The sequence below is a fragment of the Pseudarthrobacter cellobiosi genome, from assembly GCF_023913815.1.
Taxonomy (GTDB): Bacteria; Actinomycetota; Actinomycetes; order Actinomycetales; family Micrococcaceae; genus Arthrobacter; species Arthrobacter cellobiosi.
Window position 1 is genome coordinate 53,674 of the sequence record NZ_JAMXBK010000027.1, and the last position, 14,476, is coordinate 68,149.

The 14,476-nt window shown below is 66.6% G+C and carries 15 protein-coding genes and 3 pseudogenes; 10 read left to right on the plus strand and 8 right to left on the minus strand.

Annotation, left to right across the window (positions count from 1 at the left end; genetic code table 11):
• Nucleotides 1-86: 86 nt before the first annotated feature.
• Nucleotides 87-233, minus strand: a pseudogene (locus tag NG701_RS21425) (hypothetical protein); the annotation flags it as partial.
• Here NG701_RS21425 and NG701_RS21430 point away from each other — a divergent pair.
• The 6 genes and pseudogenes from NG701_RS21430 to NG701_RS15755 form a co-directional block, all read left to right on the plus strand.
• A pseudogene (locus NG701_RS21430) lies at nt 162-1,022 on the plus strand (fumarylacetoacetate hydrolase family protein); the annotation flags it as partial. The pseudogenes NG701_RS21425 and NG701_RS21430 overlap by 72 nt on opposite strands.
• Nucleotides 1,015-1,707 (plus strand): GntR family transcriptional regulator, encoded by a 693-nt coding sequence (locus NG701_RS15735; RefSeq protein WP_252568735.1) that lies wholly within the window; start codon nt 1,015-1,017, stop codon nt 1,705-1,707. The pseudogene NG701_RS21430 and the gene NG701_RS15735, both read left to right, overlap by 8 nt.
• Before the next feature lie 36 nt (nt 1,708-1,743).
• Nucleotides 1,744-3,258, plus strand: coding sequence for a 5-carboxymethyl-2-hydroxymuconate semialdehyde dehydrogenase (gene hpaE, locus NG701_RS15740; RefSeq protein WP_252568736.1), 1,515 nt, complete (start codon nt 1,744-1,746; stop codon nt 3,256-3,258).
• A 74-nt stretch (nt 3,259-3,332) separates the two neighbouring features.
• Nucleotides 3,333-4,418, plus strand: a complete 1,086-nt coding sequence (gene hpaD / locus NG701_RS15745; protein ID WP_252568737.1) for a 3,4-dihydroxyphenylacetate 2,3-dioxygenase — start codon at nt 3,333-3,335, stop codon at nt 4,416-4,418.
• Nucleotides 4,419-4,420: 2 nt separating this feature from the next.
• Nucleotides 4,421-5,206, plus strand: coding sequence for a 2-oxo-hept-4-ene-1,7-dioate hydratase (gene hpaH / locus NG701_RS15750; protein ID WP_252568738.1), 786 nt, complete (start codon nt 4,421-4,423; stop codon nt 5,204-5,206).
• Complete coding sequence (locus tag NG701_RS15755) at nt 5,191-6,024, plus strand: HpcH/HpaI aldolase family protein (RefSeq protein ID WP_252568739.1); 834 nt, start codon at nt 5,191-5,193, stop codon at nt 6,022-6,024. Before hpaH ends, NG701_RS15755 begins: the two co-directional genes overlap by 16 nt.
• Nucleotides 6,025-6,091: 67 nt before the next feature.
• On the opposite strand, the gene NG701_RS15760 is transcribed toward NG701_RS15755, so the two are convergent.
• The 6 genes from NG701_RS15760 to NG701_RS15785 form a co-directional block, all read right to left on the minus strand.
• The gene (locus tag NG701_RS15760; RefSeq protein ID WP_252568740.1) at nt 6,092-6,469 is read right to left on the minus strand and encodes a cupin domain-containing protein; all 378 of its coding nucleotides are present in this window, start codon (nt 6,467-6,469) and stop codon (nt 6,092-6,094) included.
• Between the two features lie 31 nt (nt 6,470-6,500).
• A complete protein-coding gene (locus NG701_RS15765; protein WP_252568741.1) occupies nt 6,501-7,049 on the minus strand; it encodes an SRPBCC family protein in 549 nt (182 codons plus the stop codon).
• Between the two features lie 86 nt (nt 7,050-7,135).
• Complete coding sequence (locus NG701_RS15770; protein WP_252568742.1) at nt 7,136-8,785, minus strand: response regulator transcription factor; 1,650 nt, start codon at nt 8,783-8,785, stop codon at nt 7,136-7,138.
• 153 nt (nt 8,786-8,938) lie between these two features.
• The gene (locus tag NG701_RS15775; protein ID WP_252568743.1) at nt 8,939-9,574 is read right to left on the minus strand and encodes a dihydrofolate reductase family protein; all 636 of its coding nucleotides are present in this window, start codon (nt 9,572-9,574) and stop codon (nt 8,939-8,941) included.
• A gap of 198 nt (nt 9,575-9,772) precedes the next feature.
• Nucleotides 9,773-10,357 carry an adenylate kinase gene (locus tag NG701_RS15780; protein WP_252569434.1) on the minus strand — a complete coding sequence of 195 codons (585 nt, stop codon included), beginning with the start codon at nt 10,355-10,357 and terminating at the stop codon, nt 9,773-9,775.
• A gap of 312 nt (nt 10,358-10,669) precedes the next feature.
• A complete protein-coding gene (locus tag NG701_RS15785) occupies nt 10,670-11,107 on the minus strand; it encodes a flavin reductase family protein (protein ID WP_374208701.1) in 438 nt (145 codons plus the stop codon).
• Nucleotides 11,108-11,113: 6 nt separating this feature from the next.
• Here NG701_RS15785 and NG701_RS15790 point away from each other — a divergent pair, with 6 nt between their 5' ends.
• On the plus strand, nt 11,114-11,515 hold the full coding sequence (locus NG701_RS15790; RefSeq protein ID WP_252568744.1) for a RidA family protein: 402 nt from the start codon (nt 11,114-11,116) through the stop codon (nt 11,513-11,515).
• Here NG701_RS15790 and NG701_RS15795 read toward each other — a convergent pair.
• Entirely contained in the window at nt 11,505-11,735 is a 231-nt protein-coding gene (locus NG701_RS15795) for a hypothetical protein (RefSeq protein ID WP_252568745.1), read from the minus strand. The two genes, NG701_RS15790 and NG701_RS15795, sit on opposite strands and share 11 nt — an antisense overlap.
• A 50-nt stretch (nt 11,736-11,785) precedes the next feature.
• Here NG701_RS15795 and NG701_RS15800 point away from each other — a divergent pair.
• From NG701_RS15800 to NG701_RS15810, 3 genes and pseudogenes are all read left to right on the plus strand, one after another.
• A pseudogene (locus NG701_RS15800) lies at nt 11,786-12,349 on the plus strand (DUF4386 domain-containing protein); the annotation flags it as partial.
• Between the two features lie 106 nt (nt 12,350-12,455).
• The gene (gene ligD / locus NG701_RS15805) at nt 12,456-13,700 is read left to right on the plus strand and encodes a non-homologous end-joining DNA ligase (RefSeq protein ID WP_252568747.1); all 1,245 of its coding nucleotides are present in this window, start codon (nt 12,456-12,458) and stop codon (nt 13,698-13,700) included.
• 174 nt (nt 13,701-13,874) lie between these two features.
• Nucleotides 13,875-14,093: a three-helix bundle dimerization domain-containing protein gene (locus tag NG701_RS15810; RefSeq protein WP_252568748.1), complete on the plus strand. Its 219-nt coding sequence runs from the start codon at nt 13,875-13,877 to the stop codon at nt 14,091-14,093.
• Nucleotides 14,094-14,476: the final 383 nt, after the last annotated feature.

Here is a 14,476-nt window from a genome sequence, read left to right on the forward strand (position 1 = left end):
CCCCGGCCGGCGCCTCCGTGGCCAAGCCCGGCGACGTCGTCGAGGTGGAAGTCAGCACCGTGGAAGTCAGCACCGTGGAAGTCAGCACCGTTGAAGTCAGCACCGTTGAAGTCAGCACCGTTGAAGCGAGCGGATCCGCCAGTCTGTCCACGGGGCGTCTGGTCACCCGGGTGGTGGAAGGTGCGACGGCGTTCGCTGACTTTGGTGCGCAGCCCAAGGCTGATGACGTGCAGCGGGAGGAGGCGTACGGTTCGCGGGCAGCGGCGGGTTTGGCGCCCTTGGAGGGTGGCCCGGTGGCGGGCGCCGCCGTCGGGCAGGTCCTGACTGCGGAGCTGAAAGCGAAGCTGGAAAGCGTCTGCACCGCCACGCTCTCCTCCCAGCTGCGCAAGCGCGGACTGAACAACGTCAGCATCGACGGCCTGACCTCCACCCGCCCGGAAAAGCGGATCGTCGGCCTGGCCCGGACGCTGCGGTATGTGCCCAACCGTGAGGACCTGTTCAAGTCCCATGGCGGCGGGTTCAACGCGCAGAAGAAGGCCATCGACTCCGTCAACGAGGGTGAAATCCTGGTCATGGAAGCCCGCGGGGAGAAGGGCACCGGCACCATCGGCGACATCCTGGCCCTGCGCGCCCAGGTCCGGGGTGCTGCGGCGATCATCACCGACGGCGGCGTCCGGGACTTCTCCGCGGTGGCCGCGATGGATATGCCTACTTACTACTCCAATCCGCACCCCGCCGTGCTGGGGCGCCGGCACATCCCGTGGGACACGGACATCACCATCGCGTGCGGCGGCACCACCGTGCAGCCAGGGGACATCATCGTGGCGGACTCGGACGGCATCCTGGTGATCCCGCCGGCACTCGCGGAAGACCTCGCGGAAGACTCCATCGTCCAGGAGCGTGAGGAAACGTTCATCGCGGAAATGGTGGCGCAAGGCCACAGCGTGGACGGCCTCTACCCGCTGAACGCCCAGTGGCGCGCCAAGTACGAGGAATGGGAAGCCGGCACAGCACATGACTGACACGGCCACCGCCGCAAGTCGCCAGGCCGGAATCGGGCCAGCGGCCAGCAAGTCCGAACAGGCCTACGCGGCAGTCAAGGCCAGGATCGTGGACGGGACCTACTCCCCCGGCTACCGGCTGGTCCTGGCCGCCATCGCCAAGGATCTGGGCGTCAGCGTGGTACCGGTCCGGGAAGCGATCCGCCGCCTCGAGGCCGAAGGGCTGGTGACGTTCGAGCGGAACGTCGGCGCAACAGTCTCCGGGATTGACCCCACCGAGTACCTCTACACGATGCAGACCCTGAGCATCGTCGAAGGCGCGGCCACGGCATTGTCCGCGCCGCTGATCGACTCCGTGGCGATCGCCCGCGCCCGGGCCGTGAACGAGGACATGCGGGAATGCCTCCAGCACTTCGACCCCGTCCGCTTCACCCAGCTGAACCAGGACTTCCACAGCATCCTCTTTGAACACTGCCCCAACCCACACATCCTGGACCTGGTCCACCGGGGCTGGAACCGGCTCGCCTCGCTGCGGTCTTCGACGTTCCGGTTCGTTCCCGGCCGTGCCCACGAATCGGTGGACGAGCACGAAGCGCTGCTGCGCCTCATCGAGGCCAGCGCCGGCGCGGAAGAGATTGAGAAGTCCGCCCGCCAGCACCGCTCCGCCACCCTGGATGCCTACCTCGCCCAGGCCAAGAACATCTGACCCGATACCGGCCCCACCCGCAGTAAGGAACCAGCAATGACGTTCACCGCCGAACAGACCACGAAGCATTACGTGCCGCAGGACCTCCCCACCCACATCCAGCACTACATCAACGGTCAGTTCGTTGACTCCGTGGGCGGCAAGACCTTTGATGTCCTGGATCCTGTCTCCAACCAGAATTACGCCACCGCTGCGGCTGGCCAGACGGAAGACATTGATCTCGCCGTCGCCGCCGCCCGCGAGGCCTTCATCAGCGGCCCGTGGCCAAGGATGAAGCCACGCGAACGTGCCCGCATCCTCAACAGGATTGCCGACGCCGTCGAGGCCCAGGAAGACCGGCTCGCCGAACTGGAAACCTTCGATACCGGCCTGCCCATCACCCAGGCCAAGGGCCAGGCACTTCGCGCGGCCGAGAACTTCCGGTTCTTCGCGGACCTGATCGTGGCCCAGTTCGACGACGCCATGAAGGTCCCCGGTTCGCAGATCAACTACGTGAACCGCAAGCCGATCGGCGTCGCCGGCCTCATCACCCCGTGGAATACCCCCTTCATGCTGGAGTCATGGAAGCTCGCCCCGGCCCTGGCCACCGGCAATACTGTGGTCCTGAAGCCAGCCGAGTTCACGCCCCTGTCCGCGTCACTGTGGGCGCAGATCTTCAAGGATGCTGGCCTGCCGGACGGTGTCTTCAACCTGGTCAACGGCCTCGGTGAGGAAGCCGGCGACGCCCTGGTCAAGCACCCGGATGTCCCGCTGATCTCGTTCACGGGCGAGACCACCACGGGCCAGACCATCTTCCGCAACGCCGCCACCAACCTCAAGGGCCTGTCCATGGAACTCGGCGGGAAGTCGCCGTGCGTGGTGTTCGCCGACGCCGACCTCGACGCCGCGATCGATTCCGCCCTGTTCGGGGTCTTCTCCCTCAACGGCGAACGCTGCACCGCTGGCTCCCGGATCCTCGTTGAACGCGCCATCTACGACGAGTTCTGCGAAAAGTACGCCGCCCGGGCGAAAAAGATCGTGGTCGGGGACCCGCACGATCCCAAGACCGAAGTGGGTGCCCTGGTCCACCCGGAGCACTACGCGAAGGTGGCCGCCTACGTGGAGATCGGCAAGTCCGAGGGTCGGCTGCTGGCCGGCGGCGGCCGCCCGGAGCACCTCCCGGAGGGCAACTACATCGCACCCACCGTGTTCGCCGACGTCGCCCCTGACGCCCGGATCTTCCAGGAGGAGATCTTCGGTCCCGTCGTCGCCATCACCCCGTTCGAAAACGACGACGAAGCCCTCGCCTTGGCGAACAACACCCGCTACGGGCTCGCTGCCTACATCTGGACGCAGAACCTGGCCCGCGCCCACAACTTCTCCCAGAACGTCGAGGCCGGCATGGTCTGGCTAAACAGCCACAATGTCCGCGACCTCCGCACCCCGTTCGGCGGAGTGAAAGCCTCCGGCCTGGGCCACGAAGGCGGCTACCGCTCCATCGACTTCTACACCGACCAGCAGGCCGTGCACATCACCCTCGGCACGGTTCATACTCCGAAATTCGGCGCCTAGGCGGCGCTGCTGCTCAAGCGGCCGGCCGCCGTCGTCAATCAACAACAGACCCCTTTCAAAGAAGAGAGAACCCGATGACAGACTTCGTCCCTACCCCCTCCGTCCCGGCTCCGGACATCGTCCGCTGCGCCTACATGGAGATCGTGGTCACCGACATCCCCAGGTCCCGCGCGTTCTACGTGGACGTCCTGGGACTGCACGTGACCGAGGAAGATGAAAACACCATCTACCTGCGGTCCCTGGAGGAGTTCATCCACCACAACCTGGTGCTCCGCAAGGGACCCGTCGCCGCCGTCGCCGCCTTTGCCTATCGGGTGAAGTCCCCCGCTGAAGTGGACGCCGCAGAGGCCTATTACAGGGAACTGGGCTGCCGCACCGAACGCCGCAAGAAGGGCTTCACCAAGGGCGTAGGTGATTCCGTCCGCGTGGAGGACCCGCTGGGCTTCCCTTACGAGTTCTTCTACGATGTGGAGCACGTGGAGCGCCTCACCCAGCGCTACGACCTCTACTCCGCCGGCGAACTGGTCCGCCTGGACCATTTCAACCAGGTCACCCCCGACGTGCCCCGCGGCCGCAAGTACCTGGAGGACCTCGGCTTCCGCGTCTCGGAGGACATCCAGGACTCCGACGGCGTCACCTACGCCGTCTGGATGCACCGCAAGCAGACCGTGCACGACACCGCCCTGACCGGAGGCAACGGCCCGCGCATGCACCACATCGCATTCGCCACACACGAAAAGCACAACATCATCCAGATCTGCGACAAGATGGGCGCCCTACGCATCAGCGACCGGATCGAACGCGGCCCCGGCCGGCACGGCGTCTCCAACGCGTTCTACCTCTACATCCTCGACCCCGACGGCCACCGGATCGAGATCTACACCCAGGACTACTACACCGGCGACCCCGACAACCCCGTCGTCACCTGGGACGTCCACGACAACCAGCGCCGCGACTGGTGGGGCAACCCCGTGGTCCCGTCCTGGTACACCGAGGCCTCCCTGGTCCTGGACCTCGACGGTAAGCCGCAGCCCGTCGTCGTGCGTGAGGAAAAGAGCGAAATGGCGGTCACCGTGGGCGCCGACGGCTTTTCCTACACCCGCAAAGACGGGGCTCCCGATGGGGACCGGACGGGCTTCAAGCTCGGGGCGCAGCTGTAGCCATGCTGGACGCGAAGACGATTGAGGCCATCGCCGACGAACTCCTGGCGGCCGCCCGGACCCGCACCCCGGTCCCCCGTCTCACGGCCCGCTACCCGGAGATGACGGTGGAGGACTCCTATGCCGTGCAGCAGCTGTGGCGGCGCCGCAACGAGGACGCCGGCCGCACGCTGGTGGGCCGCAAGATCGGCCTCACCTCCAAGGCCATGCAGGCCGCCACCGGCATCACCGAGCCGGACTACGGCGCCATCTTCGATGACATGGTGCTCGGAACCGGCTGCTCGGTGGAGTGGGACCAGTACACCCATCCGCGGGTGGAGGTTGAGCTGGCGTTTGTGCTGAAGAAGGACCTGGCCGGACCCGGCTGCACCATCTTCGACGTCCTGGACGCCACGGACTACGTGGTGCCGGCCCTGGAAATCCTGGACTCCCGGATCGAGATGGAGGGCCGGACCATCGTGGACACCATCGCAGACAATGCCGCGATGGGCGCCATGGTGATCGGCGGCAACCCGGTGAAGCCCGACGCCGTGGACCTCCGCTGGGTCTCGGCAATCCTCTACAGGAACCAGACCGTGGAGGAAACCGGTGTGGCCGCCGGCGTCCTGGACCACCCAGCCAACGGCGTGCATTGGCTCGCCAACAAGATCGCCGCCCACGGCGACGGGATGAAGGCCGGGGACATCATCCTCGCTGGCTCCTTCACCCGCCCGCTGTGGGTGTACAAAGGGGACACCGTCCACGCCGACTACGGACCATTGGGGGCCATCACATGCCGCTTCGAGTAGAACCCGGAAATCCTGACTACGCGAACACGTTCCGCGACGCCCTCGCCGCGGCTGACCGCCCCCTGGCCGGAATGTGGGTCTGCTCCGGCAGCCCGCTGATCGCCGAACTCTGCGCCGGATCCGGCCTAGACTGGATCCTCATCGACGCCGAACACAGCCCCAACGGTCTCGAATCCATCCTGGCCCAACTCCAGGCGGTCAACGGCTACCCGGTCCAGGTCCTGGTCCGGCCGCCGGTCAACGACACCGTGCTGACTAAGCAGTACCTGGACCTGGGAGTGCAGAACCTACTGGTTCCCATGGTGAACTCGGTGCTGGAAGCGGAAGCTGCGGTGGCGGCCACCCGCTACCCGCCGCACGGCGTCCGCGGCGTGGGGTCCGCCCTGGCCCGCGCCTCCCGCTGGAACCGTGTCCCGGACTATCTGGCCCGGGCGTCGGACACCGTCAGCGTGACTGTGCAGATCGAATCGACGGCGGCCGTTGAGGCCGTGGACGACATCCTGAAGGTGGACGGCGTGGACGCCATCTTCCTGGGCCCCTCAGACCTTGCCGCCTCCATGGGCGTGCTGGGACAGCAGGAACACCCCAAGGTACGCGCCGCCGTCGAACACTGCCTCGCCGCCGCAAAAGCAGCCGGGAAACCCGCCGGCGTGAACGCCTTCGACGAAACCACAGCCCGCGCCTACATGGACGCCGGAGCATCATTCGTGCTCGTCGGCGCCGACGTCGCCGTACTGGCCCGCGGCTCCGAGGCACTCGCCGCCGCATATGTCCCATCTCCGGGGGTTGAGCCCGCCCAAACCCCCGCCAGCTACTGAACATAACCGGCACTCCTGCGGCGCGGCCTGCGTTCGCCGCCATCAGGAGTGCCGCCCGTTGCGGGACTCAGCTTGCGTCGGACTGCAGGTTCTGCGCAACTACCGCGAGGGTGCGGGCGAGTTCGTCGGTCGGGCTGAATTCCACCAGCTCCGTCCCGGGATCAAGCTCATCGGTGTGGCCGGGGGCCGTGTAGTAAGCCTCGCCGGCCTCCACGATCTCGTCTCCTGCGGGCGTGTGCATGATAAGCCGGCCCCGTACGACGTATCCCCAATGGTGGCTTTGGCACAGGTCATCCGGCAAGCCCTGATAGAACGGGGTGAAGTCGCCTCCGTCTTCGAACTTTTCGAAAGCGATTGTATAGCCGTCGGCCTCCCGGTATCGGCCCTCATAGCCGGTCATGCGCTCCACGCGAGCGGTCTCGTCATCTTTCGATAGCTTTGCCATCGTCCTGTTCCTTCCTTGTCCGTCGCGCGGGTCACGCCCGCGCCGTGGTTTCCGCCGCAGCGATGAGCCGCCGCAGACCTGCCCTGCTTGCCCGCGCCCACTCACGCGCGGCAAGTGACCGCAGGACGGGAATGCCAAACATTGCCAACAGTCCGGGCAGCGCGGTCGCGCGGACCAGCCGGCAGGTGTAGGTGACGTCGCTCTGGTTTCCGTCCGGCCGAATTTCGTAGCGGTGCACCAGGAGCCAGTCCGCCGGTGTCCCGTTCTTCTTGGACTCCAGTGCGGACTCCGTGACCCGCTCGAACCTTGAGGGTCGAACGGCTTCTGTGATCACTGAGGAGTCCCGCATCCGGCATATGGCGTCCTCGGCCGTGGAGGTGAACTCAGTCCCAGCCGCGGCCTGCCCTGGCGGGGCTTCCATGGACAACAGAGTTGTCGCCTCAGCGCCACCCCAGCCGGGATGGCCGGGCAAGTCAGCGAGGACGTCGAAAACCGCACGCGCCGGGGCGGTGCTGTGTTCGCGGACCGTCACGTTAACCTCGCGCCTCAGGACGTTGGCTGCTGTTCGTTGCTGCCTCATTCCGCACCTCCTGGCATGTCTTGCGGACACTCCAAGCATGCGTTGCGGTCGATAGGAAAGGATGGGGGGAATCCCCCATTGTGGTCCTATCCCATGAGGGAGCTGCGCAGGGCCAATGCCGCGGCTTCGCCACGGCTGCGCAGCTGCAGCTTGGCCAGGATGCTGCTCACATGGTGCTCGGCCGTCTTGGCGCTGATGAAAAGGCGGTCCGCGATTTCGGCGTTCGTCATGGCCTCGGCAAGCAGCGCCAGTACTTCGCGTTCCCGCCGCGACAGCAGGCCGAGTGCCTTTGGCCCCGTGCGGGCGGGGCCGCCCAGGGCGCGGAGGAGCGCAGCGGCTTTGTCGGCCAGGCCGCTGGCGCCCGCTTCGTCGAACGCCGCCAAGGCCACACCGGCCTCGTGCACGGCCACCTCACGATCCGAATCACGCAAGGCTTCAGCCAGTGCGAGTCGCGCCTTGGCGGCCTCCAGCGGCATGTTCAGCTCGCCGAAAATCGTGATCGCTGCGTCGAGCCGCGCCTGCGCGGATGCGGCATTGCCGACGGCGGCCGCGACGCGACCACCCGTAAGATGCGACGATGCAATTGCCCGAGGCCAGCGTGTGGCGGCGGCGACGTCGTCCAGGCGCCCTGCCGTTGCCAGGGCCTGGCCCGGGACGCCTTGTTCCAGCTCGACCTCGGCAAGCAGTGCGAGCAGCGGAACGATGAGCAGCCCCTCTCCGACCTGATGGATCCGCCGGTGCAGCAGCGCCGCGGCCACAGCTGTGTCACCAGCCGCCAGGCGGACCGCAGCCGACGCCCGCAGCGCATCGGGGCGGTCTTCGAAGCCCGAGAGCAGCCGGCTGGCTTCCTCCACGCGGCCCTGCAGCAGCCGCAGTTCCGCCAGCTTTGCTGCCGGGTGCACGCATCGGGCACGGTGACCCCCCTGTTCCAGCTCGCGGAGTGTCTTGCTCAGCCAGCCCTCGGCACCAGCGATGTCGCCCGAGGCGAGGAAGATCTCCGCGCAGCATGTGCCACAAAATTCCAGTAGTGCCGGGTGCCCGGTACTTTCCATAAAGCGAAGCAGGATCTTGTTCCACTGGCCCAGGCGCGAGGTGTCGCAGGCCTCTTCGCTTGCTCGTGTAACCATGCAGCAGATGTCCCCGAAAACTACCTTGTCGCGAAGTTCGCCGGCAGTTACCACCACCATTGCCTCATCGACCAGCGTCATTCCCTCCGGTACGTCGCCAGCGGCGATGGTCCCCAGGCCCAGGAGCGCCAGGGCCGTCGCCTCAAGATCCGGATCACCGCCGCTGCGCGCAACTGTCAGCGCGGTCCGGGCGTCGTCTCGAGCCGTTACCGGATCAGCGCGCAGCAGCCCGCGCGTCACGGCCAGCCAGCCGCCATCAACCCCGTCGGGGAGGCCGGATGCGAGGCCCTCTGCCCGGGCAAGCCAACCACGGCTGACCGGATCGTTCCCCAACGCCTCCGCATATTCACGCGCCAACCATAGTGCAGAGCGGAACGCCCTTGCATCCTGCCCGAGCCGGCGAAAGCCTGCGTAGGCCGCTGTACGCTCCGCAATCGCCTGGTCCACGTCCCGAAGCCACCACCTGGCGGTGGCAAGGCCATCGTGGGCCGCTGGGTGGTCCTGGATCGCCAGCACGAAGTCAAACGCGTCCGCCGCCGCTGCCCAGTCGGTAGAAGCTAAGAGTCGGTCACCTTCGGCAAGGCATTCGGACACCGCGGCATCGGCCATGTATCCATTCTGCTCTCCTCGTTGCCACCCTCACAGCCCGCGTGGCAGATTCCGAGGGGCCGGTGTAAACCACCCCACACGCCGGCCACCTACGCTGACGCGCGGTTCGCAAAGGGCAGGGACGACCCCTGCACTCGTGTGCCGCCGTCGTCCTCAGGCCGGGCCAGTTCCGGGCGGACCGCTGAGCACCGTGGGGATGTATTCGAGCAACTGGAGCCGACCGTCGAAGGTCCTGCTGTTCGCCATCTCGAGCGAGATGTCCGGATAGCCTTCGTAGATCCACTCTCTACCGGTGCTGCCCGTGATCACCGGGAAGACAACCAGCCGGAACCTGTCCACAACGCCGGCGGTCAGCAGCGACCGGGCGAGGCTGAGGCTACCCAAGGTGCTCAAGGTCCCGGTCCTGGTCTGTTTCATCTCCCTCACGGCCAAGACCGCGTCCCCGGTGACCAGCTCCGAGTTCGGCCAGGTCAGGGGCGCTTGCAGGGTGGAGGAGAAAACGACCTTAGGCACGGCGGCGAGGCCGGTCAGGCTGGCCCCCTCATTCTCGGAGAATCCCGAGCCGTCGGCCGCGGCCTCTTCTGACATGCCGGACATCAGCCGGTATGTATTCGCCCCGAGTAGGAAGGTGTAGTCCTTCTCCCCCTCCTGCCCGAGCCACGCCAGGTATTCCGGCCCCTCCAGGCCCCACCAGCCTGACCATCCCTCGGCCGATGCATACCCGTCCAGGGAAATGATCAGGTCGACCATCAGGTCCGCTGATGTCGCCTCTGCAGTTGCCTCGCCCATGGCCGACTCCTCAATGGATCGACGTCGGCACCGAGTTGTACAGGTGTGGCATCGGCGCCAGTGCGGGCAATGCTAGCCCTGCAGCGATCAGACGTTCAAGGGGACTCAGGTCCAAACGGTCCGGAAAGTACGATCTGGAGTTGCGCACGGGAGAACGACGGCGGGAGGGACCACCGTCGTTCGCCCGCCGTTGCGCCCTTACCGTCCGCGGACGGGCGCGCTCAGCAGGTCGCCTATGCTGCCCAGGACACTTTCCGTGACGTACTCAATCCCGCCCATCCCGTCCAACTCGGTGAGGATCCCGCGGCCGGCATACTTGGCCACCACGGCCTCCGTTTGCTGGTGGTACAGGTCCAGCCGGTGACGGATGACGCTCTCGTTGTCGTCGCTCCGGCCCGTTTCCCTGGCCCGGCCCAGGAGGCGCGAGACGAGTTCCTCGTCGTCCGCGGTCAACTGCAGGACCACGTCGAGTTTCTGTTCGCCCGCAGCGAGGATTCCGTCGAGGTAGCCCACCTGCGCCACCGTGCGAGGGTAGCCGTCCAGCAGAAATCCCTCTTTGGCATCGTCCTGGCGGATCCGGTTCCGCACCATCTCATTCGTGACGCTGTCCGGCACGAAGTCTCCGTTATCCATATACTTCCGGGCCTCTACACCCAGCGGCGTCCCGCCTTTTACGTTGGCGCGGAAGATATCGCCGGTGGAGATCGCCACAATGCCAAGGCGCTCCGAAATCCGTTCCGCCTGTGTCCCCTTGCCCGAGCCGGGCGGACCCATAATCAGCATTCTCGTCATTCAATACTCCTTGCTGCCTATGTGGACGTCTTCGTCCTGGCCCGATGCTACTGTTCCGGAGGTTGCGGCCGGGCTGCATCGGCGCCTGACAGCAGAGTACGACGGCGGGGGATCTCCGCCGTCGTACTCTCGGTCTATGTGCTGTTACCGGTAGTGCTGGTGCAGTGAGCGGCGGCGCGCGGCCGGCTTCTTGTGCGAGGTGGCCATGGTCGGCTTCGTGGTGAATATCCGCACCCGGCCAGGTGTCAGCCCCGCGCTGAAGCGGGCGCCGGCCCCGCCTTCGGGAGCTCTATCTGCCCGCCGTCATGCGACGCTCTCCCGCGCTCCGGACCGGAACGGAACACCTTCGAAGTACGCGCCCTTAAAGAACAGAAGGGGCTCTGCGCCGTCCCGGGCACCGAGGGCGCGCACCGCCCCCACCACAATGGTGTGGTCGCCGCCGTCGTATTCCTCATGCAGCTCGCAGTCCACCCAGGCGAGGGCCTGGTCCAGCACCGGGTTCCCCAGCGGCGACGCGGAATACTCCACGCCAGCAAACTTCTCGGCACCGGAACGGGCAAACTGCGCGGCAAGGTGCTGGTGCCCGGCAGGCAGGATGTTCACGGTGAAGCGACCGGCCTGCCGCAGTAGGGGCCACGTCCTGCTTCGCCATGTTTCGACTGTCGCCCGCAGTAGCGCCTGATGATCAGGGCCTCCATGAATCGGACAGACCTCCCCCCTGCCGACGGTCGGTGAGACCATACAGGCATGGCACCCATCCAGCGCATCCGCCCCCAGGGGCTCATCTCGAGCCCGGCCTTCAGCCACGTCGCCATCGTGCCGCCCGGCGCGACCACCATCTACGTCGGCGGCCAGAACGCCGTCGACGTCAACGGCTCGCTCGTCGGCGAGGGCGACGTGGCCGTGCAGTCTGCCCGCGCCCTCGAGAACGCGAGGACCGCGCTCGCCGCAGCCGGCGCTACCCTCGGCGACGTTGTGCGGTGGACAGTGCTCTTCGTCGATGGAGTGGACCTCGCGGCGGCCTACGGGGCGATAGCATCGGAACTCGCCTCCGATGAACCGGCCCTCGTGACCGGAGCGCGTGTCGCGGCGTTGGGCGTGCCCGGCGCACTGGTCGAGATCAGCGCGGTCGCCGCCGTTATGCGGTGAAGGAGATCCCGGCGAGCAGCTGGCCAAGCATCAGTTCATAGTGCTCCACGCTGCCGTAGCGGCTCATCGGCCCCGCCAGTGAGTCGGTGAGCGGGAAGGCCTGCGCCACGCCCGGGTCCACGAGGTCCTCGGCCAGCGCCTCCCCCGCGCCGCCGGTCCGGGCCACCACAAACGACGCCCAGCCGTAGTTAAGGCCGATGATGCCGCTGAACGTTGCCACTGCCGCGTCGCCGCTGATCCCGCCGCGCTCCAGGATCCGCAGCGCCCACTCAGCGTTTCCGCGACGGCGGGTCAGGCCTTGTGCTGCTGTGGTGGTCGTTGGCGATGACGGCGGTGCTGCTGGCGCCGGCGGCAGTCCTGCTGACTGGCGCGCTGTCCGGAGCGGATTCAACCCTGCTGGCGCTGGGGCCGGCGGCGGGCGTGCTGGCCGCCGTCGTACAGTTCCTCGGACTCATCCGCTGGCCGTTCCTGGTGCCCTATCTTGCCCGATCGGCCACCGCTCCTGATGCCTCCGCAGCCCGCAAGGAAGCGGTGGACGTCGTCTTCCAGTCCTTCAACCGCTATCTGGGCGTGGCTGTGGGCGAACATCTGGGCTACCTGTTCAGCGGCGCGTGGAGCGTGCTGGCCGGCGTGGCCATGATCCAGAGCACCGCCGTTCCGGCCTGGCTCGGGATTGTGGGGATCGTCGCCGGCGCAGTGCTGGCACTGTGCTCGCTGGAATTCGTGGGATCGTTCGAACCGCATGGCTGGAAGCTGGCCGCGACGCTGACGCCGGTGACCTACGTTGTGTGGTCGCTCTGGCTGGTGGCGGTCGGCGTGGTCCTGCTGCTCTGAACTTCGCTCACCAAGGACGAGGCTCCTCCTCCGGCCATTCCTCGTGATGCAGCCGTTCCCCTCAGCAGGTCTGGCTGGGACATCCGATCGTTGCTAGCGTGGCGGCATGAGCCCGTCGAAGACCCCGGCCGAGATCCTCAACGTTGCCGGCACTGAGGTGCGGATTTCGAGTCCGGACAAGGTGGTGTTCCCCGAGCCCGGGCTGACGAAGCTCGATCTGGTTCGCTACTACCTCGCCGTCGCGGATGGAGCGCTGCGCGGCGCCGGCGGCCGGCCAATGGTGCTCAAGCGCTTCCCGAAGGGCATCGACGCTGAACCGTTCTTTCAGAAGCGCGTGCCCGAAAACCACCCCGACTTCATCGACACAACAACGCTGCGCTACGCGTCGGGGACATCAGCCGAGGAGGCCGTCATCCGGGATGCTGCGGGCTTGGCGTGGGTGGTGAATCTTGGTTGCCTGGACCTCAACCCGCATCCCGTGCGGGCCGAGGACCTCGAGCACCCGGACGAGCTCCGGGTCGACCTCGATCCGATGCCGGGCGTTGGCTGGTCCCAGATCGTCGACGTCGCCTACGTCGCGCAGGAGGTGCTCGACGACGTGGGGCTGGTGGGGTGGCCGAAGACGAGCGGGTCGCGCGGACTTCACATCCTGGTGCGAATCGCGCCGCAGCGGTCGTACCGCGACGTGCGGCTCGCAGCGGAGAGCCTCGCCCGCGAGGTCGAAAACCGCGCTCCGGGCCTCGCCACCGCGCGGTGGTGGAAGGAGGAGCGCGGTGAGAGTGTGTTCGTCGACTTCAACCAGAACGCCAAGGACCGCACCGTGGCATCGGCGTACTCGATCAGACCCGTGCCCGACGCCCGGGTCTCAACTCCGCTCACATGGGACGAGGTCCGCTCCACCCGGCCGGAACAATTCACGGTGCGCTCGGTGCCCGAGCGCTTCGCCGACGTGGGTGACCCCCACGCAGGCATCGATGACGCGGTGGGCACCCTCGACGGACTCCTGGCACTGGCGGCCGAGCTCGGCCCCGCCGAGAAGCCGCCGCGCGGCGGCGACGGCTCCGGCCGCCGGCAGTCGCTGATGCCTCTCATCGAGGTGGCCCGCACCAAGACCAAGCCGGAGTCGCTCGCGGCGCTCGATGTGTGGAAGGCCCGGCACGCGGGTCTCGTCCCGGCCCTGCACCCCGCCGATGTGCTCGTCGACGGAATGCGCGGATCAAGCTCGCTCTGGTACCGGGTGCGGGTGAACCTGCAGCACGTCCCTGAACCGGAGCGTCCGCCACAGGAGGAGCTCATCGCCGACTACGACCCATGGGCAGGCAAGGAATGGCCCGGGCGCCCGGGATCCTGACACCCCAACGGAAACCGGAAGAGCGCACGTCGTGCTGGTCTCTAGTTGGATCTTGCCAAGGCCCTCACAATTGCGCTGAAGAACATCCAGCCCCCGCAGACCGGGGCGCCAGCGCTTCCCAGCATCCCACCAAATGTGATAGACGCCACAAGTCTTCGGCATCAAACTAGTTGGATGGAAGATACGGAGAAGCACGACACCATCGCCAAAGTCACCGACCTGCTCGCCGCACGCTATCCCGACGCGCCCCGGCCGCTGGTCGTCCGGGTCGTCACAGAGGAATACGAAACACTGGATGCCGGCCGGATCCGGACCTACATCCCAACCCTTGTCGAACACGGCGCCAGGAACAAACTCCACCGCGAGTTCTCCCATCGGAACAAGGAAACCTGACGTCCCGCCGAACCGCCTCCTCAGCTGGTCAGGGACGCGCCATCTCATTCGGTGTCCACACGACAATTTCGCCGCTTCAAATTGCGGTTCTCTCGGTTATCGGGGCGATCGTTATTTTCCGACTTGGGAAAGCGTCCCCCAGCCGAGACGACAAACACCGTGCGGCCATCTGAGATCAACTCTCGGCGTGTCCTGTAGAGGGTTCCGCGATTGGAGACGCCGCCAATCACCGCTGAGGTAGCCGCAGATACCGTGGCTTCGCGATGCGGTTCAGCACTCCAGCGGTTGGATCATCTCTTCCAGAATTTCGAATTCGCAGGCTTCAGTCAGAGCAAGGGCTTGCACCGTCTCATTGGGTGACAGCCTATGGCGCAGAGCATCGA